At 63.3% G+C, this 18,729-nt stretch carries 18 protein-coding genes; 4 read left to right on the top strand and 14 right to left on the bottom strand.

Annotated elements, in window-relative coordinates:
- Positions 1 to 25: 25 nt before the first annotated feature.
- From AC0Z2B_RS22585 to AC0Z2B_RS22525, 13 genes are all read right to left on the bottom strand, one after another.
- Positions 26 to 1,579 (bottom strand): flagellar hook-associated protein 3, encoded by a 1,554-nt coding sequence (locus AC0Z2B_RS22585; RefSeq protein ID WP_476299569.1) that lies wholly within the window; start codon positions 1,577 to 1,579, stop codon positions 26 to 28.
- A gap of 13 nt (positions 1,580 to 1,592) precedes the next feature.
- Positions 1,593 to 3,638, bottom strand: coding sequence for a flagellar hook-associated protein FlgK (gene flgK, locus AC0Z2B_RS22580; protein WP_476299567.1), 2,046 nt, complete (start codon positions 3,636 to 3,638; stop codon positions 1,593 to 1,595).
- 11 nt (positions 3,639 to 3,649) lie between these two features.
- Positions 3,650 to 4,927 (bottom strand): flagellar assembly peptidoglycan hydrolase FlgJ, encoded by a 1,278-nt coding sequence (gene flgJ, locus AC0Z2B_RS22575; protein WP_476299565.1) that lies wholly within the window; start codon positions 4,925 to 4,927, stop codon positions 3,650 to 3,652.
- Positions 4,928 to 4,938: 11 nt separating this feature from the next.
- The gene (locus AC0Z2B_RS22570) at positions 4,939 to 6,060 is read right to left on the bottom strand and encodes a flagellar basal body P-ring protein FlgI (protein WP_416426119.1); all 1,122 of its coding nucleotides are present in this window, start codon (positions 6,058 to 6,060) and stop codon (positions 4,939 to 4,941) included.
- Positions 6,061 to 6,072: 12 nt separating this feature from the next.
- Positions 6,073 to 6,768 carry a flagellar basal body L-ring protein FlgH gene (gene flgH / locus AC0Z2B_RS22565; protein ID WP_027981699.1) on the bottom strand — a complete coding sequence of 232 codons (696 nt, stop codon included), beginning with the start codon at positions 6,766 to 6,768 and terminating at the stop codon, positions 6,073 to 6,075.
- Positions 6,769 to 6,817: 49 nt separating this feature from the next.
- A complete protein-coding gene (flgG, locus tag AC0Z2B_RS22560) occupies positions 6,818 to 7,603 on the bottom strand; it encodes a flagellar basal-body rod protein FlgG (RefSeq protein ID WP_416426120.1) in 786 nt (261 codons plus the stop codon).
- A gap of 48 nt (positions 7,604 to 7,651) precedes the next feature.
- Entirely contained in the window at positions 7,652 to 8,392 is a 741-nt protein-coding gene (locus tag AC0Z2B_RS22555; RefSeq protein WP_416426121.1) for a flagellar basal body rod protein FlgF, read from the bottom strand.
- 365 nt (positions 8,393 to 8,757) lie between these two features.
- Positions 8,758 to 10,101 (bottom strand): flagellar hook protein FlgE, encoded by a 1,344-nt coding sequence (flgE, locus tag AC0Z2B_RS22550; RefSeq protein ID WP_476299563.1) that lies wholly within the window; start codon positions 10,099 to 10,101, stop codon positions 8,758 to 8,760.
- Between the two features lie 27 nt (positions 10,102 to 10,128).
- On the bottom strand, positions 10,129 to 10,830 hold the full coding sequence (locus AC0Z2B_RS22545) for a flagellar hook assembly protein FlgD (RefSeq protein WP_416426123.1): 702 nt from the start codon (positions 10,828 to 10,830) through the stop codon (positions 10,129 to 10,131).
- Positions 10,831 to 10,845: 15 nt separating this feature from the next.
- Positions 10,846 to 11,292, bottom strand: coding sequence for a flagellar basal body rod protein FlgC (gene flgC, locus AC0Z2B_RS22540; RefSeq protein ID WP_027981704.1), 447 nt, complete (start codon positions 11,290 to 11,292; stop codon positions 10,846 to 10,848).
- Positions 11,293 to 11,295: 3 nt separating this feature from the next.
- Positions 11,296 to 11,703, bottom strand: a complete 408-nt coding sequence (gene flgB / locus AC0Z2B_RS22535) for a flagellar basal body rod protein FlgB (protein WP_416426124.1) — start codon at positions 11,701 to 11,703, stop codon at positions 11,296 to 11,298.
- A 924-nt stretch (positions 11,704 to 12,627) separates the two neighbouring features.
- Positions 12,628 to 13,455, bottom strand: coding sequence for a protein-glutamate O-methyltransferase CheR (gene cheR, locus AC0Z2B_RS22530; RefSeq protein ID WP_416426125.1), 828 nt, complete (start codon positions 13,453 to 13,455; stop codon positions 12,628 to 12,630).
- 52 nt (positions 13,456 to 13,507) lie between these two features.
- On the bottom strand, positions 13,508 to 14,434 hold the full coding sequence (locus tag AC0Z2B_RS22525; protein WP_416426126.1) for a chemotaxis protein CheV: 927 nt from the start codon (positions 14,432 to 14,434) through the stop codon (positions 13,508 to 13,510).
- 105 nt (positions 14,435 to 14,539) lie between these two features.
- On the opposite strand from AC0Z2B_RS22525, the gene flgA reads away from it, so the two are divergent.
- The 4 genes from flgA (at position 14,540) to AC0Z2B_RS22505 (ending at position 17,091) form a co-directional block, all read left to right on the top strand.
- Positions 14,540 to 15,262, top strand: a complete 723-nt coding sequence (gene flgA, locus AC0Z2B_RS22520) for a flagellar basal body P-ring formation chaperone FlgA (protein WP_476299560.1) — start codon at positions 14,540 to 14,542, stop codon at positions 15,260 to 15,262.
- Positions 15,263 to 15,411: 149 nt separating this feature from the next.
- Entirely contained in the window at positions 15,412 to 15,744 is a 333-nt protein-coding gene (gene flgM / locus AC0Z2B_RS22515) for a flagellar biosynthesis anti-sigma factor FlgM (protein WP_416426128.1), read from the top strand.
- A 51-nt stretch (positions 15,745 to 15,795) separates the two neighbouring features.
- On the top strand, positions 15,796 to 16,263 hold the full coding sequence (locus AC0Z2B_RS22510) for a flagella synthesis protein FlgN (RefSeq protein ID WP_416426129.1): 468 nt from the start codon (positions 15,796 to 15,798) through the stop codon (positions 16,261 to 16,263).
- Between the two features lie 81 nt (positions 16,264 to 16,344).
- A complete protein-coding gene (locus AC0Z2B_RS22505; protein WP_473004020.1) occupies positions 16,345 to 17,091 on the top strand; it encodes a flagellar regulator YcgR PilZN domain-containing protein in 747 nt (248 codons plus the stop codon).
- A gap of 61 nt (positions 17,092 to 17,152) precedes the next feature.
- Here AC0Z2B_RS22505 and AC0Z2B_RS22500 read toward each other — a convergent pair whose 3' ends face one another.
- Positions 17,153 to 18,544, bottom strand: a complete 1,392-nt coding sequence (locus AC0Z2B_RS22500; RefSeq protein WP_476299558.1) for an MFS transporter — start codon at positions 18,542 to 18,544, stop codon at positions 17,153 to 17,155.
- Positions 18,545 to 18,729: the final 185 nt, after the last annotated feature.

Below are 18,729 nucleotides of genomic sequence, written 5' to 3'. Positions count from 1 at the left end.
GCGCCGCGAAAAAATGGCACAGGGCTCAGATCTTGTTGAACAGGCTCAACTGGGCGATCTTCGCGAAGGCGGCCTGGGATGCTTCCAGCATGGTCTGCTGCAGGGTCAGGGTGATCGAGGCGGTGGCCATGTCAGTGTCGCCGATGCTCGACTGGGTGGTCTTGTTGGCCAGGCTGATCGAGGTGTTCTCGTCGGTCTGCAGGGTGATGGCGTTGTCGGTGGCGCCAATCACGCCGCGCGCCGTACCCACTTGGGTGCTGGCCGACGACAGGTTGGCGATGGCCGAGCTGATCGAGTTCTGCAGGGCCAGCAGCTTGGTGTTGTCACCGTTGATCGGGGTGTTCAGCGCAGTGGCCAGCTTGGACAGGGTGTTGAGCACGTTCTGGGTCTTGTGGGAGTCCACCGAGACCTGGAAGGTGTCGCCGGCCGCCGGCGTGCCGCTGACGTCGAAGCTGGCGCCCGCCGCGGACACGGTGGTGCCGCTCATGGTGCCGGTGGCGATGGCCTTGCTGCTGCTGGTGTAGGGCTGGGCATACACCGCGTAGTCGGTGGCGCTGGTGAACTTGACCACCGCACCCGAGCTTGGGAACGTGCTGTTGTACGCCGCCTGGTCAGTGATGGTGCCACTGGTCAACTGTGCGGTCGAAGTGTTGCCGGCGCTGCGCGACGGGCTCAGGGTGTCGGGGGTGCTCTGCAGGGTGATGCTGTGGCCGGCGGTAGTGCCGGTGTTGGCGGTGTCCACCTTGAGGGTGAAATCGACCCCGCGCAGGCTCAGGGTAGTGCCGGCGTCGTCGGTGGGGTCGAACGTGCCGTTGCCCGCCACTTCGGAGGTAATGTCGTTGCCCGAGCCATCGGTGATGCTGAAGGTGGTGTCACTGGTGAAATTGACGGTGTACGGCTCACCCGTGGTGAACGATTTGTTGTAGGTGGCCTCCGAGTCCATCTGGCCCGGGGAGATGGACACCTTGTTGTCGTTCACGGCCGGCGAGGTGACGGTCGACGAAGTGCGGCTGGTGTTGGTGGCCTGCTCGAAGGCTTCGTAGCCGGTGACGCCGGTGGGCAGGCTGAGGGTGTCGGACACCTGCAGGCTCAGTGCGTTCTGGTCGCCCTGGTAGGTGTAGGTCCCGTCGGCGTTCTGCACGTACGGCGGCGTGGTGCTCTTGGAGCCGGAGAACATGTAGTACCCCGAGGCGTCCTTGGTGTTGAGCAGGCCCAGCACGGTCTGCTGCACCTGGCTGATCTCGGCGCCGATGGACTGGCGGTCGGCATCGGTCAGCGAGCCGTCACCGGCACGTACCGACAGCTCCTGGGCGCGCTGCAGGGCGTTGTTGATGGAGTTCAACACGCTTTCCTGGTTGTTCAGCGAGTTGGTGGCCGTGGTCATGTTGGTGCTGTACTGGGTCAGCATCGAGCTCTGCTGTTGCAGCTGCAGCAGCTTGGCCGCGCCCACCGGGTCATCGCCGGCGGTCTTGATGCGCACGCCGGAGCTGATCTGCTCCTGGGTCTTGGCGGTTGCCGAGAAGGCCGAGGAGTAGTTGGCCGCGCTGGTCTCGAAGTATTGAGAGGTGGAAATACGCATGGTCGACTAGCCCTCAGAGTGCGTTGAGCAGAGTGGAAAAGGTGTCTTGCGCCGTCTTGATGATCTGCGAGGCGGCCGTGTAGTACTGCTGGTATTTCACCAGGGCGGCGGCTTCGTCATCCAGGTTCACGCCCGAGACCGAGTCGCGGTTGGCCTTGGCCGTGGTCAGCACCGTGGAGGTGGCGCTGGCATCGGTGGTGGCCTGGGCCGATTGCGCGCCCACGCCGGAGACCAGCGCCGCGTAGGCGGCGGTGAAGCTGATGCCGCCGGTGGCCGCGCCGGTGCCGACGGTGGCCGAGGTCTGCAGCCCCAGCAGCGCGGTGGCGTTGCGGTTGTCGGAGCTGCCGCTGGTGTTGAGGGCCACGCTGTAGCTGTCGTTGGCCGCCGGCGTGCCGCTGACGGTGGTGGCGAAGGTGAAGCTGGTCGGGTTGCCGGACGCGTCGTTGACCGGGTTGCCGCTGCTGTCGACGATCGGCACGCTGATGCTCAGGTTGTTGTCCGAGCCAGGCACGATGGTGCCGGTGCCGATGTTGTTGCCCTTGGCGTCGTAGACGGTGTAGGCCTGGGTGCCACCCGAGGCGGTGCCGAACACCAGCTTGACCGGGGTGGAGTTGTCCAGGCCGCTCTGCAGCGCCGCTTTCGCGGTGCTGTCGTAGACGTCCACCGAGGTGGTCAGCGACGGCTGGGTGAAAGTGGCGGTGCCCGAGTTGCTGGAGCTAGCCGTGCCGGTCAGCGGGCCGGCCAGCGCCAGGGTGCTGGTATCGGTCATGGTGGTGCTGATTTCGCTGGCGGCGTTGCGCGTCGGCACGATCTTGAAGCTGTCACCCGCGGCCACGGCGCTGCCGTTCAACGACAGGGTGAAGCCGTCGATCTCCGGCGCCGGCGTGGTGCTCAGGTCGTAGCTGCCCATGTTGGTGCCGTCGGAGCGCGTGACGCTGTAGGCCGTGGCGCTGGTGAAGGTCACCTGGTAGTCGTTGGTGGTCAACGCGCCGGTGTCGGCGATGGTCACGTTGAGGTTGCCCGAACCTGCGCTGTTGTTCGACGAGGCCAGGCTGCGCTGGCTGATGGCGGTGGCGCTGTTGATGCTGGAGAACAGGTTCGCCCCCAGGTTGCCGTTGCTGTCCACGCCCTGGCCCAACTGGCTGTTGATGCTGTCGGAGACCGTCAGGGCAATCTGGCCCAGGCTGTTCTGCGCAGGGTTGAGCACGTCGCTGCGGTAGCGCAGCAGGCCGCCGATGGAGCCACCGCTGACCACCGAGGTGACGTCGGTGCTGTAGTTGCCATAGTTGACCGACAGCGCGTACTGCGACTTGTCGGTGGTGCTGGGCGCCGCCGTCAGGGTGTTGGCGGTGTTGCCGCTAACCAGCGCCTGGCCGGTGCCCAGGTACACGTCGTAGGCGCCGCTGCTGTTGGTCTGAACGGTCACGCCGACCAGTTCATTGAGCGAGCGCACCGCTTCGTTGCGGGCGTCGAGCAGGCTGTTGGGGGTGTTGCCCGAGGCAGACGCAGTGGTGATCTGCTGGTTCAGCGAGGCGATCTGCTTGGTGATGTCGTTGACCTGGCCGCTGAGGGTCGAGAGCTGCGAGTTGATGCCCGCGTTCTGCGAGGTGATCTGCGACGAAATCGAGTTGAAACGGTTGGTCAGGCTCTGGGCAGCGGTCAGCAGCAACTGGCGCGACGAGGTGTCGGTGGGGTTGGCGGACGAGGTCTGCAGGGCCGAGAAGAAGCTGGTCAGGGTCGCGCTGATACCCGTGGCACTGTCCGACAGCAGGCTGTCCATGGTGCTGACGTTGTCGCTGTAGGTGGCCGCGTCGGCGCTCAGCGCCGTGGTGGTCTGCAGCTGCGAATCCATGTAGCTGTTGTAGATGCGACGCACGTCGGAAATGGTGGTGCCGGTGCCAACAAAGCCCACGCCCACGTTCTGCATGGCAGCCGCGACGGACGTGGTCGACTCTCGCGAATAGCCCGCGGTGGACACGTTGGTGATGTTGTTACTGGTGACCGTCAAAGCCGTCTGGCTGGCGTTAAGCCCGGAAAGCCCGATTGAAATCAGTGACATGGTTCAAAACCTTATAAATGGGTGGAGGCACTGCCCAGCGCGTAGTTCTGGTAGCCCTTCATCTGCCTGGCTATCTGCGAAATCTTGCTGGCGTAGTCCGGATCGGTGGCGTACCCGGCCTTCTGCAACTCTTTAACAAACTGTTCTGGGTTATCGGCCGACTTCACAACACCTTGATAGCGATCGTTGCTTTGCAGCAGGGTCACCAGGTCATGGAAGCTGTCGGCGTAGGAATCGTAGGAACGGAACTGCGCCGTCTCCTTGACCATCTTGCCGTTGCGAAACTCGCTGGTGATGGCCCGCGCCTGGTCGCCCTGCCAATTGCCGCTGGCCTTGATGCCGAACAGGTTGTGGCTGCTCTTGCCGCTTTCGTCGCGCATGACCGAGCGGCCCCAACCGGTTTCCAGTGCCGCCTGGGCCACCAGCACGCTGGGGTCGACGCCAATGCGCGCGGCGGCGTCCTTGGCCAGGGGCATCATGGTGGCGACGAATTCGTCGGCGGTGCTGAAGGCTTTCTTGGCCGGCGCCAGCGGTGGCTGGGCCACGCTGCGGCCGATGATGCGAATGTCGCCGCTGGCAATGGCCGCCTGGGCCGATTGCCATTCACCGGCGTCGCTACTGCCGTCGGCATCGGTGCTGGTGCTGGTGGCAGCGGTCTGCGCCATGCTGCTGGCGACGTTGACCTTGATGCCGTTGCGCGCCAGCGCCTGGGTGGCCGCGGCGGTGCCGTCGGTGGCCGCCGAGGTGGACGGCACGATGCCAGCCATGATGCGGTCGGCCAGCTTGCTGGGCAGCGACAGGCGGCGCTGGTTGAGCATGGCCACGTCGTTGCTGTGGGCGTTGCTGGCCGTGCCGTTGAGCGCGTGCTTGAGGTCGGCCGCGGTGTTGCGCCCGCCGTTGAGCGTGGACAGCGCCGGGGCGTTGTGGTCGAACGGGTTGGCGCCGGTGTGCTCCACGCCCTTGTTCTTGGACAACTGCCGCATCAGCACGTCCTGCAGGCCGATGCCGTTGCCCTGCTTGGACAGGGTCACGGCCAGCTGCTGGTCGTACATCGACTGATACTGCTTGGTGGTCTCGGTGTTCATCGGGTTGTCCTTGCCCAACACGTCGTTGGCCGAACGCATCGACTTGAGCATTTCACCGACGAACAGCGACTCGAACTCCTGGGCCACCTTCTTCAGGTTGGCGTCGCTGTCCTTGTCACCGGTCTTCAGCGCGTTCAGGCGATTGAGGTCCGTGTAGGCCCCGGAATCGGCGGGGGCGCTGACGCCACCTTTTGGCATGTCCATGGGCTGCTACCTCAAATCACGATCAGGTCGGCTTGCAGGGCGCCGGCCTGTTTCAGTGCTTCGAGGATGGCCATCAGGTCGCTGGGCGCCGCGCCCACCTGGTTGACCGCACGCACGATCTCGTCAAGCGTGGTGCCGGGGCCGAACTTGAACATCGGCTTGGCTTCCTGCTGGGCGTTGATCTTGGAGCGCGGTACCACGGCGGTCTGGCCGTTGGACAGCGGGCCCGGCTGGCTGACGATCGGGTCTTCGGTGATGGTCACGGTGAGGCTGCCGTGGGTCACGGCGGCTGGCGAGACCTTCACGTTCTGACCGATGACGATGGTGCCGGTACGCGAGTTGATGATGACCTTGGCCGGGGCCGCGCCTGGGTCCACTTCCAGGTTTTCCAGCACCGAGATGTAGTCCACGCGCTGGCTCGGGTCGATCGGCGCGGTGACGCGCACCGAGCCGCCGTCGATGGCCTGGGCCACGCCTGGGCCGAGCATGTTGTTGATCTTGTCGACAATGTGCTTGGCGGTGGTGAAGTCCGAACGGTTGAGGTTCAGGGTCAGGCTGTTGCCCTGGTTGAAGCCGCTCGGCACCGAGCGTTCCACCGAGGCACCGCCGGGAATGCGGCCGGCCGACGGCACGTTGACGGTGATCTTGGAACCGTCCTTGCCCTCGGCGTCGAAGCCGCCCACCACCAGGTTGCCCTGGGCGATGGCGTAGACGTTGCCGTCGATACCCTTCAGCGGGGTCATCAGCAGGCTGCCACCGCGCAGGCTCTTGGAGTTACCGATGGATGACACGGTGACGTCGATGGTCTGGCCAGGCTTGGAGAACGGTGGCAGGTCGGCATGGATCGACACCGCCGCGACGTTTTTCAGCTGCGTGGTGCCGGTACCGGTGGGCACCTTGATGCCGAATTGCGCCAGCATGTTGTTGAAGGTCTGCAGGGTGAACGGGGTCTGGGTGGTCTGGTCACCCGTGCCGTCCAGGCCCACCACCAGGCCGTAGCCGATCAACTGGTTGGAGCGCACGCCGGAAATGCTCGCGATGTCCTTGAGGCGCTCGGCCTGGGCGGCGCTGGCCGCTCCCAGTGCCGCGGCAGCCAGCAGGGTCACGGCCATCAGGTGCTTGAATTTACGCATGGTCGTGGACACCTAGAAAGGCCAGTAGGGGCTCATGAAGAAACGGTCAAGCCAACCGGTCTGGTTGGACTCGGCGAACGCGCCGGTGCCCGAATAGGTAATGCGCGCGTCGGCGACACGGGTCGACGACACGGTGTTGTCGGTGGCGATGTCGTCGGCACGGATCAGGCCGGCGATGCGCACCAGCTCTTCGCCGGTGTTGAGCGTCAGCCATTTCTCGCCGCGCACGGACAGGATGCCGTTGGGCAGCACGTCGGCCACGGTCACGGTGATCGAACCGGTCAGGCTGTTGGCCTGGTCGGCCTTGGCGGTGCCGTCGGTGGCGCGGGTGCCGGTGTAGCCGGCGTCCAGGCTCAGCTTGCCGCCGGTCAGCGGGTTGGTGGTGGACGCGCCACCGCCAAACAGCGAGGTCAGGCCCAGGGAGGTGCTGGAGTCCTTGGTCAGCTTGGAGTCGGCGCTCTTGCTGGCCGCAGTCTTCTCGGCCAGGGTCACGGTGATGATGTCCCCTACCCGGAACGCCTTGCGGTCGGTGTACAGGTTCTGGTCGAAGCCGGACTGGTAAATCGAGCCGTTGTTGGACGCCGCAGGCAGCGGGGTGCGTGGCAGCACCGGCGCGTAGTACGGGTCATTGGGCTTGGGCGGCGGCGACATGCAACCCGACAACAAAGCGATCCCACTCAAGGCAAGAACACTGGACAAACGACTCATGACACTGACCTCACGATGAAGCTGGCGCCGGCGGCGCCGTGTGGCTGGATTACAGATTCTGCGTTACGTACTGGAGCATCTGGTCGGCGGTCGAGATCACTTTGGAGTTCATCTCGTAGGCGCGCTGGGTGGTGATCATGTTCACCAGCTCTTCAACGGTGCTGACGTTGGAGTTTTCCAGGGTGTTCTGCAGGGTGGTGCCGAAACCGTTGAGGCCCGGGGTACCCACTTGCGGCGCGCCGCTGGAAGCGGTTTCCAGGTACAGGTTGCTGCCGATGGCCTGCAGGCCGGCCGGGTTGATGAAGTCAGCGGTCTGCAGGTTGCCGATCACCGTCGAGGTGGCGCTGGTGGCGGTGGTGATCGACACGGTGCCGTCGGTGCCCACGGTGAAGGTCTGGGCGTTGGTCGGTACCACGATGGCCGGGTTCAGGGCGTTGCCGCTGGCGGTCACGATCTGGCCGTTGGAGTCCAGGTGGAAGGTGCCGTCGCGGGTGTACGCGGTGGTGCCGTCCGGCTGGGTGATCTGGAAGAAACCACGGCCGTTGATGGCCATGTCCAGCGGCTGGTCAGTGGTGGCCAGGCTGCCGGCGGTGAAGTTCTTCTGGGTGCCGACGATGCGCACGCCGGTACCCAGCTGCAGGCCCGACGGCAGCTCGGTGTCGGTGGTGGAGTTGGCACCTGGCTGGCGCTTGGTCTGGTACAGCAGGTCCTGGAACTCGGCGCGGTCGGCCTTGAAGCCGGTGGTCGAGACGTTGGCCAGGTTGTTGGAAATGGTCGTCAGGTTCATGTCCTGAGCGGCCAGACCGGTCTTGCTGACGTATAGTGCCGGAAGCATTCTGTTCTCCTAAGTGCGCGCCTGTTTTTCGCCGCGCCCAGTCATTTATCAGGTGTTCTGCAAGACCCGCGCCATGGACTCATCGTCCTCCTTGGCGGTGGTCATCATCTTGATGTGCAGTTCGAATTGCTTGGACAGGGCCAGCACCGAGGTCATCTCTTCCACGGCGTTGACGTTGCTGGCCTGCAGGAAGCCGGAGGTCACGCTGGAGGTAGCATCGGCCGCAGCCGGTTGGCCGTCCTTGGTGTGCAGCAAGCCGTCGGTGCCCTTGACCAGGTTGCGCGGGTCGGGCTTGACCAGCTTGATGCGGTCCACCTGGGCCATCACTTCCGGGCCCTGGCCCATGGAGCGAACGCTGATGGTGCCGTCGGCGCCCACCTCGATCTGCTGCTGGGGCGGCACGGCAATCGGACCGCCGTTGCCCATGACCGGCAAACCGTTGCCGTCGCGCAGCACACCCAGGGCGTCGACGTTCATGCTGGCCATGCGCACATAGCCCTCGCTGCCGTCAGGCGATTGCACGGCGATGTAGCTGTCGCCGTCGGCGGCCACGTCCAGGTCACGACCGGTTGCCACCATGGCACCGGGGGTGAAATCGGTGCCGGGGTTTTCGGTCATGGCGTAGGCGCGCGAGGCGTATACGTCGCCAAACACCGGCATGGAGCGGGCCTGCTCGAGGTCGCGCTGGAAGCCGTTGGTGGAAACGTTGGCCAGGTTGTTGGCGTGAGCCTTCATGGCCAATGAGTTCTGATTGGCCCCGCTCGTAGCCACGTAAAGCATTTTGTCCAAGGTATGTCTCCCATGACGGGCGAATGCCGCCGACCACTGTTCTGAATGGGATATAGCAACAAGCGGGCCAAGGTTGGAAAAGCCTTTGTGTGCCCGGTGTTACAGGGTAATTGCCGGGGTTGGCGCCCTGCCCTGCCCCTGGCCGAGTCGGAAAAACGGCGCGTGGCTGCCGGTTGGCGGCAAGGGGCGCCAGAAAACCGGAGCCGCTCCCCCTGTAGCAGCGGCCACAGGCCGCGTCATTGCCCCCGCAACTTCGCCTGCGACACCGAGGCGTATGCGACGCCGCCTTCGGCAGCTGCTACGGGGGAGCGGGCACAAAAAAACCCGGGCTTTGGGCCCGGGCTTTGTAGTGCTGCCGACAACTATCAAGTCATCTGGATAGTGGTCTGCATGATGGTGCTTTCGGTGGAGATGGTCTTGGCGTTGGCCTGGTAGTTGGACTGTGCCTTGATCAGGTTCACCAGCTCAGCGGTCAGGTCGACGTTGGAGTCTTCCAGCGACGAGGCGGTCAGCGAGCCCATGGTGCCGCTGCTCGGGGTGCCGATCACCGGCACGCCCGACGCGTAGGTCTCGCGCCAGTCGGTGCCGCCGGCCGGGCTCAGGCCCTGCACGTTGGCGAAGTTGGCCAGGGCCACCTGGCCGATGATGTTGGTCTTGCCGTTGGTGAAGGTAGCGGTCAGCTGACCGGTGTCGCTCACCGACAGGGCCGACAGTTCACCGGTGGCGTAGCCGTCCTGGTCCTTGGCAGTCGTGGCCGAGGTGGCGTTGTACTGGGTCAGGTTGGACATGTCCAGGGTGATGTTGGTAGAAGCAGTGGAGCCGTTGGAGGCCCAAGTGCCATCGCTGGCTTCAGCCGCAGGGGTCCAGTTGGCGAGACTGAAGGTGCCGTCGGCATTCACGCCCAACGAAGTGGAAGTACCGGAGGCCGCGGTGTAGCTGTAGGAACCATCGGAGTTGAAGGTGATGGTGTTGGCCATCGGCGTGGCGCCGGCATCGACGTTGGTGGTGGTATCGATGTTGGTCGCAGGCGATACCGGGTTACGGCCGTCGATGGTGGTGTACATGGTCCAGGTATTGGAAGTGGAGTCCTTCACGAAATACTGGTTCAGCTGGTGGGCGTTGCCCTGGCTGTCGTATACGTCGGTGTTGAAGGTGTAGTTGTAGCTGCTGGTGTTCGAGGCGCTGAACGGGGTGACGGTCGGGGTGGTCGAGCTGGAGTTCAGGTTGACGGTTTCCGAGATGCTGCTGGTCGCCTTGGGCGCCAGGTTGGACGTGTCGATGGCCAGGTTCGACAGCACGCCCGAGGTCAGCTTGCCGGTGGAGTCGGTGGTGTAGCCCTGCAGGTTGTTGCCGCTGGCATCGACGATGTTGCCGGACTTGTCGCTGTAGAAGGCACCGGCACGGGTGTACAGCTTCGAGCCGTTGTCGCTGAGCACGAAGAAACCGTTGCCGTTGATGGCCATGTCCAGGCTGTTGCCGGTGGACTCGATGTTGCCCTGGGTGAACTGCTGCGACACGGCAGCAGTGGTCACGCCGCTACCGACAGTGGTCTTGCCCGAGGTGCCACGGATGGACTGGGCGTACTGGTCGGCGAATTCGGCGCGCGACGATTTGAAACCGGTGGTGGCGACGTTGGCAATGTTGTTGCCGGTGACGTCCAGGGCTTTGTTGGCTGCTGCCAGGCCACTGAGGCCGACGTTGAAAGACATGTTTTCACTCCTGCGCCGTAGCCGGCATTAAATTCCGATGGTTTGGACAGCAGACAGGGCAACACTGGAGCCCGTTGCCAGGTTCAGCGTCATTTCACCGCCGCTGGTGGTGGCCATGGTCACGCTGTTGACCGTGGTCGGCAGGTTGGTGGTCATGACTGTCGAGGTACCGTCGATGGTGGCAACCGCCTTGAAGGTGTAGTTGCCGGAGGCCGCGGTGTTGCCGTCGCCGTCCTTGCCATCCCAGGTGAAGCTGTAGGTGCCGGCCGACTGGGTGCCCTCGTCGAGGGTACGCACCAGGGTGCCGTCACTGTTGTAGACGCCAATGGTGTTGCTGGTGCTAGAACCGGTCAGGTTCACCGAGCCGGTCAGGCCCTTGCTGGTGTCGACGTCGGCGGTGGTGCCGGTGACGATGACCGAGTGGCCGACCAGCGAGGACGCCTGCAGGGCCTGGGACGACTGGTACGAGGTGAGGATGGTGCTCACCGAGTCGTTGAGGCTCTGCATGCTTTCCAGGCTGCTGAACTGGGCCAGCTGCGAAACGAATTCGCTGTTGTCCTGTGGGTCCAGGGGGTTCTGGTTCTGCATCTGGGTAACCAGCAGTTGCAGGAACGCGTCCTTGCCCAGCGCACTGCCCGCGGTACCGGTGGAGCTGTCGGTGGTACTGGTGGTTTTCTGCAGTGACGTCAGGACGGACGAAGCCGAGGTGCTGTCAGTTGTTGTGGTCATGTTCTTGCGCCCCTATCACTGACCCAGGGTCAGGACTTTCTGCATCATGGTTTTCGCGGTATTCATGATGTCCGCGTTGGTCTGGAACGAACGGCTGGCGGAGATCATGTCGGCCATCTCCTCCACCACATTGACGTTCGGGTAGTACACGTAGCCGTCTTTGTTGGCCGCCGGGTTCTTGGGCTCGTAGCGAGCCTCCAGGTTGCTCTGGTCCTCGACCACGCCCGACACCTGCACGCCGCTGCCGGCGGCGTCCTGGTCCTGGAACAGCGAGCCGCTGTCACCGGTGGACTGGGTCTGGTCGAACACGGTGGCGAACACCGGGTGGCGCGCGCGGTAGGTCTGGTCGATGCTCGACGAGACGGTCTCGGCGTTGGCGATGTTACTGGCGACGGTGTTCAGGCGAGTGGTCTGGGCACTCATGCCGGTACCGGCAATGTTGAAAACGCTGGCTAGAGACATGAATCACTCCCCACGGATGGCTGACACCAGCCCTTTGAATTTGGCGTTGAGCAGGGTGAAGCTGGCCTGGAAGTTCACCGAGTTCTGCGCGTAGTTGGCTTGTTCCACCTGCGCGTCCACGGTGTTCTGGTCCAGCGAGGGCGAGCTGGGGGTGCGGTACAGCAATTGCTGGTCACCCATGCTCAGGCCTTCGGCCTCGATGTGCTTGTCGTTGGTCCGCTCCAGCTCGAACGTGCCGTTCTGGCGCTTGTCGCCTTCGGCCTGCAGCACGGCGGCAAAGTCCAGGTCACGCGCCTTGTAGTTGGGCGTGTCGGCGTTGGCCAGGTTGTTGGCCAGCACTTCGGCGCGCTGGGCGCGGAACGCCAGTGCCTGCTCGTGGATGCCCAGCGCTTTGTCGAAACTGATGCTCATGGTGGAAACCTTTAAACGGCGGACCGGATGTTGGTGACAGAGAGATAGCAAGCCCCGTGCCAAACTGCGCGAGGCCCGGTTTTGCTGGGGTTTGGGAAAAGTGGCAAGCGGCAATGCCAGAAAAGCGGCAAGCGGGTTCCGCTGGGCGCCAACAAAGCGGCAATACCCGATTGCCGCTTTGCATGGCCCGGAACACCACCCCGTAGCAGCTCCCACAGTCTGTAGCAGCAACTGCCTTGAAATGGCGTCGTCTGCATCGCGACTAAAGTCGGCTCCTACACTATTCGTGGTAGGAGCCGGCCTTGGCCGCGATGGGGTATCCGCATTCGCGTAGCAGCTGCCGAAGGCTGCGTCCGGCGGCGGTCCTGCGTTGCTCCAGGACGCGGCCTTTGGCCGCTGCTACCGGTGCGATGTGCGCAGGACTTCGCGTAGCCGCTGCCGCCAGGCTGCGCTGGCCCCTGAGTGCACTGAAGATCTCCAGCGAGAGTGAAGGCCTGCGCAGCCTGCGGCAGCGGCTACAGATTCGCCTAGCAACTGTCTTGCCCAGTTAATGACGTCCGCCATGCTGTGCCGTCGCGCAGCATGGCGTTAAGCCGGACCAGCAGCACGCGCATAGACGCTACCAGCGCCACTTTTGCACTCTTGCCTTTATCGCGCAGCCCCTCGTAACGCGCCTTGCACGTCGTAACCGCTCAGCTTTTCGATCAGGAGAGCATAACCTGTTGAGTTGTTCGGGCTTGTAGCCAGAGCGGAGAGGTGAATGGCGGTTCTGCTGCTACACGTGCTTATCAACACTGCTGCCGAACAACCAGCCATTCACCGCTCTCACCTCAGATTCTATTCCCTTCTCTAGACACAAGCTGCCGCAGGCTGCGTCCCCACCCCAAACGCAGAAAACAACAAAGGCCCCGAAGGGCCTTTGCGTTATTTCGCCTGGTAGATGATGCCCGGGCTGCACTGGACCATCTGGTAATGGTCCGGCAAGCCGTTCAGCGCCTCGGACGCGCCAAGGAACAGGTAGCCACCTGGCTTGAGGGTGCCATGGATGCGCATCAGGATGTCTTTCTTCACCTGGGCGGAGAAGTAGATCAGCACGTTGCGGCAGAACACCACGTCGAACTTGCCCAGCGCCGCGTAGCTGTCCAGCAGGTTGAACGAGCGGAACTCCACGCGGCTGCGAATCGGCGCCTTCACCGCCCAACGGCCGGGGCCCTTGGTGTCGAAGTAGCGCTGCAGGCGGTCCGCCGACAGGCCGCGGCCGATGGCCAGGCTGTCGTACTCGCCGCTCTTGCAGTTGGTGAGCATGGAACCGGACAGGTCGGTGGCGACGATCTGCGCACCGGCCTTGAGCTGACCCAGGTTGGTACGCTCGAACTCGTCGATGGTCATGGACAGCGAATAGGGCTCCTGGCCCGACGAGCAGGCCGCCGACCAGATGCGCAGGCGCTGGCCCGGCGCGTTCTTGACGAACTCGGGGATGACCTTGTTCTTCATCACCTCGAAGGGGTAGGTATCGCGAAACCACAGGGTCTCGTTGGTGGTCATGGCGTCCACCACCTGCTCGCGCAGGCCACTGCGCGGCTGGGTCTGGATGCGCTGCACCAACTCGCCCAGGGACTTGATGCCCTGCTGTTCCATCAGCTTGTTGAGACGGCTGGAAACAAGATATTGCTTATTCTCGCCCAACAGAATGCCACAGGCTTTTTCCAGGAAGACCCGGAACTGTTCGAAATCCAAATTACCCGTAGACAATGGTGCCGCCTCTCAAATCGTCGTTCGTGCCTGGGGCATTATGCCCCGGGCGTTAGCCTGCTGCCTTGATCCGGTCAACCACGCGCTGGGCCAGGTCATCCGGCCGGAACTTGGCCAGGAAGTCGTCTGCCCCCACCTTCTTCACCATCGCCTGGTTGAACACCCCCGACAGGGAAGTATGCAGGGTGATGTGCAGGTTCTTCATGCGTGGGTCGCTGCGAATCTCCGCAGTCAAGGTATAGCCGTCCATCTCGGGCATTTCGATGTCGGAGATCATCATGAGGAATTCTTCCTCGGGATGCTTGCCTTCATCCACCAGCTTGCGCAGGTAATCCAGCGCCTGCCGCCCGTCGTTCAATGCCACCACTTCCACGCCCACGGTCTGCAGGCAACGGGTCACCTGCTTGCGCGCCACCGACGAGTCATCCACGGTCAACACCCGCAGCGACACCGCCTTGTGCTGGGTTTCCTCATCCACCACGCCGACGGAAATCGATTCGGAGGTGGGCGCCACTTCCGCGAGGATTTTCTCCACATCGATGATTTCGACGAGCTTGTTGTCCACCCGAGTCACGGCCGTGAGGTAATGATCACGACCCGTGCCCTTGGGTGGCGGATGAATCTCTTCCCAGTTCATGTTGACGATGCGCTCTACCGAGTGCACCAGGAAGCCCTGGATCTTGGTGTTGTACTCCGTGATGATCACGAAGGTGTTCTTGATGTCCTGCAGACCGGGCGCACCGGTTGCCATTGCCAGATCGAGGATCGGGATGGTCGCCCCACGAATATTCGCCACACCGCGCACTACCGGGCTGGACTTGGGCATCACGGTCAGGTTCGGGCATTGCAGCACCTCCCGCACCTTGAACACGTTGATGCCATACAGCTGCGAACCGTTGAGCCGGAACAACAACAGTTCCAGGCGGTTCTGCCCTACCAGTTGAGTGCGCTGGTTCACCGAATCCATTACACCAGCCATGCCCGTGACTCCTTAAACCTTCGCGTGGATCGTACCTGAACATTGAGTCGGCACGACCCTTGCTTTTTGTAATGTATGAACGCAAAAACGACATTTTCCCGACGCATGGCACAGAAACTACTCTGCGGATTCGCCGTGTTGTGCATTTTTGGATTCGGCGGTGCCTCCCAGGCCGAAGAGTTCACAACTCCTGAGCAGCTTATCGGTACCACCCAGGGTTTTCTTGAGTTCACCGTAGAAGATTATCTGGCAACCAGCCAGACCGAAGGTCGCTACGAGATACAGGTCAACCCGCTTGACCCGCGCCTGCGCATGGGGCTATGCGACAAGGAATTGACAGCGGCGCTGCAAAGCCCCGCCACGCCCATCGGCCGCGTGTCGGTGCGCGTGCGTTGTGACGGCAGCTCGCCCTGGACGGTGTTCGTGCCCGCCCAGGTGAAGCTGTTCCGCGACGTGGTGATCACCACCCGCCCACTCAAGCGCGACAGCGTCATCGAGGACGGCGACGTGGCCATGCGCGAACGCGACGTCGGGCTGCTGCCCCAGGGCTACCTGACGGCACTGGACCAGGCGGTGGGCCAGAAGCTTCTCCGACCAACGGTAAACGACCAGGTATTGAGCCCGGCCCACGTGGAAGCGCCCGACACCATCAAAAAAGGCGACAACGTGGTGATCACCGCCACCACCGGCACCCTGGCGGTGAAAATGCCCGGCGAGGCCCTGTCCAAAGGAGCCATGAGCGAGCAGATCCGGGTGCGCAACCTGAACTCCAACCGCGTGATCAAGGCCCGCGTCACCGGCCCAGGCCAGGTGGAAGTGGCTATGTAAACGCTGGCGGTTCGCGGCGTATTTTCCTAGACTGGGTGCATCGCAGCCCCCAGTTCTGGCGCATCGGCGCTTTGTATCAAAGTGCCTAAAGTTATTCGGGGTTTGGCCGAAAACAAGGCAAGCGTCCAAATACCCAGAGGTTTTTCATTATGGTTATCGACTTCAGTCGTTTGAACAGTTCCTCGCAGGTGTCGACCTCGACACGTACGAGCGGCACCAAGGACACCGCCACCGATACATCGGTGAGCACCGACACGTCCGCGGCCACCACTGCGTCCACTGGCAGCGCCAGCGGCGGGGAATCCGTACACCTGAGTTCCGAGGCTCAGCAGTTGCAGAAAGTCACTGACAAGCTGCGCGACCAGCCGACTGTCGACAGTGCCCGCGTGGCGCAGTTGAAAGCCGCTGTTGCCGATGGCAGCTATAAAGTGGATAGCAGCCGCGTAGCCAGCAAACTGCTAAATTTCGAAGCCCAGCGCTAGGGCCCCCGCCCTGCGCCGAGGCTTCTGGACGCTTGAATACCAGAGCCAGCCATGCACGACAGAAACCTACTGCTGTTGATTGAAGAAGATATTGCTCCGGCGCAGCAACTGCTCGCCCTGCTCCAGCAAGAGTCGCTGGCCCTGCACGGCCGCGACATGCCGCTGCTGGAAAATATCCTGGCGCAAAAACAGTCGTTGATCGTTCTGCTCGAACAGCATGGCCGTAAACGCACCGAGATACTGCTCAATCTCAAGTTGACCGCTGACCGTAATGGCCTGGAAATCCTGGCCCAACACACGCACCTTGGAGCCGACCTCCTGGCTCGGGGCGATCTGCTCACGGGGCTGCTGGCCGACTGCCAGGCAGTGAATGAGCAGAACGGCAAGCTGATTCGCCTGCAACAACTCACCACCGCCAACCAGATGCGCATTCTCATGGGCGGTGAAACCCCCTCGCTTTATGATGCCCGAGGCTCCACGTCAAAACTGGCCAAGCCTCGTCCGCTTAGTCAGGCTTGACCTTCCTTACCAAGGCGTGGAACATGCTGCCATAAAGCCAGCACCTGCGTGTGTCGTTTTTTGCCTGGAGATTGATAAACCGTGTTCAATGCCACAAACGCGGAAGACGCTCCGCAGCCCCCCAAGGTGCTGACAACGCCCCTGGAAATCGCCGCCAACCTGCGTGCGCTGCTGCAGAGCCATGATCCTTTGATCATCACCTTTCATGAGCGCAGCCAGCGCTTCCAGACCTACCTGGTCGAACTGGACAAGGACAGCAATGTCCTGGCGTTCGACGAGATGATCCCGCGCGACGGCGAGAAATTCCTCGCCGCCGGCGAGCCTTTCAAGGTGGAAGGCTTCCATGATGGCGTGCGCATTGCCTGGGACGTCAACGACGTCCTGACCATCGACGAGAACGAAGGCGGCCGCGTGTACCACGGCCCGCTGCCGACCGAGGTGGTCTATCACCAGCGCCGCAACGCCTTCCGTGCCGCGCTCAAGCTGGCCCACCTGGTGGACGTCGAGATTGCCGGCGAGAAGCTCAAGGGTGAGTTCACCGGCAAGCTGCTGGACATCTCCGCCACCGGCTGCAAGCTGCGTTTTGAGGGCGACATCTCCGAGCGCCTGCAGCTGGGCCAGGTGTATGACCGCTTCGTGGCCAACCTGCCGTTCGGCAAGATGACCGCGCCGGTCGAACTGCGCCACCTGCACTTCGAGGAGCGCATCAACACCACGTTCGCCGGCATGCGCTTCCATAACATGACCGGGCTGGTGCAGCGCCAGGTAGAGCGCTTCGTGTTCGACCTGCAGCGCGAGGCGCGGCGGTTCGACAAGGACGATTACTGAGTTGATCGCCCGATGAAAAAAGGCCCGGTATTGAATACCGGGCCTTTTTTATTGCGCTGCCTTATTGCTCTTCTTCGCTCAGGCTGCGGCCTACCACCTTCTTGCCATCGCCCATCTCCGCGGCCTCGTCCAGCTCGTCGGCCATGGGCTCGACCTGGACGTCCACCGGCGCTTCGGGCGTGTGCTCGTTGCTGACGTGCATCTGGTCGTGCACCGACTGCTCGTCCACCCGTGGGTCCAGGGCGGCCACCAGCGGCGAACTGGTCATGCTGTCCGGCATGGCCACGTGATGCAGCGGCGCGTCGTCCACCTGGTGCAGGTTGGTGACGGCCTTGGGCCGGATACGCCACACCAGCACGAAGGCGAAGAAGCTGAAGAACGCATAGAGCATGTGGCTGCCGAACGACTTCATCAGCACGCCGGCCGCCAACGGGCCGACACTGGCGCCCACACCGTAGGTCACCAGCAGCATGGCCGTGAGCGAGACACGGCGGTCAGGCTCGACGTGGTCGTTGGAGAAGGCGTTGGCCAGCGGGTACAGGCAGAACTGCAGCAGCGACACCAGGAAGCCGACGCCGAACAGCACCTCCAGGGGCACGCTGGGCATTATGGCCAGCGGCAACGCGGCAATGGCCAGGCAGAAGGCGAAGGTGCGGATCAGCACGGCGCGGTCGTAGCGGTCGGACAGCCAGCCCAGCGGCCACTGCACCAGCAGCCCGGCGAAGATGCAACACCCCATGAACAGGCCGACCTGCTCGGTGCTCAGGCCCTGCTGGGAGGCGTACAGCGGTGCCAGGCCGTAGAACGAACCCACGATCAGCCCCGAGCCCAGTACGGTGCTCAGGGACTGCGGTACGCGCTTGAGGAAGAAGCGTGGCTCCATGGGCGCCGGCTTCAGCGGCGCCGGGTGGATGCGCTGGGTCATGGCCACCGGCACCAGGCACAGGGCGAAGCACAGGGCCACCAGCATCAGCAGCTCAGGGCCCAGCTGCGGGTGCACCACCAGGATCAGCTGCCCCAGCACCAGGCCCAGGTACGAGGCGATCATGTAGCCGCTGAACACCGCGCCACGCTGCTTGGCGTCGGCCTGCTCGTTGAGCCAGCTCTCGATGACCATGTACTGGCACATCATGCCCAGGCCCACGATCATCCGCAGGAACAGCCAGGCCGGCAGGTAGTCCACCAGGCCATGGCCCAGCACCGCCGCACAGACAATGCCGGCGCAGGTGGCATAGGCACGGATGTGCCCTACCCTCCCGATCAGCCGGTGGCCGATCTTGCCACCCAGCACCAGGCCGAAATAGTTGGCGGCCATCAAGGCCCCCACCCATAGGCCATCCACTTGCTCGGCAGCCAGGCGCAGGGCCAGGTAGGTGCTTAGCAGGCCCGAGCCGATCAACATCATCAACGCGGCGAAATACAACGCTCGAAAAGGTTTCCAGATCTGGCGCATCGGCGTTCCGAGCGGCTCCTTGAGGTCGGGTGGCAAATTACGCTACAGGGTAGGTTGCCTGACGCGGATTTGCATGCGATTTCGAACCTCGCCACAACAATGCCCCGTAGCAGCTGCCGGAGGCGGCGTCCCAGGCTTCCAGGGTGCCCGGTCGTTAAGCGGGGGCTTCGGTCGCGGGGGGGGGG

The sequence above is a fragment of the Pseudomonas sp. GYB4201 genome, from assembly GCF_056312595.1.
This window is presented reverse-complemented; position numbering and strand designations above follow the sequence as displayed.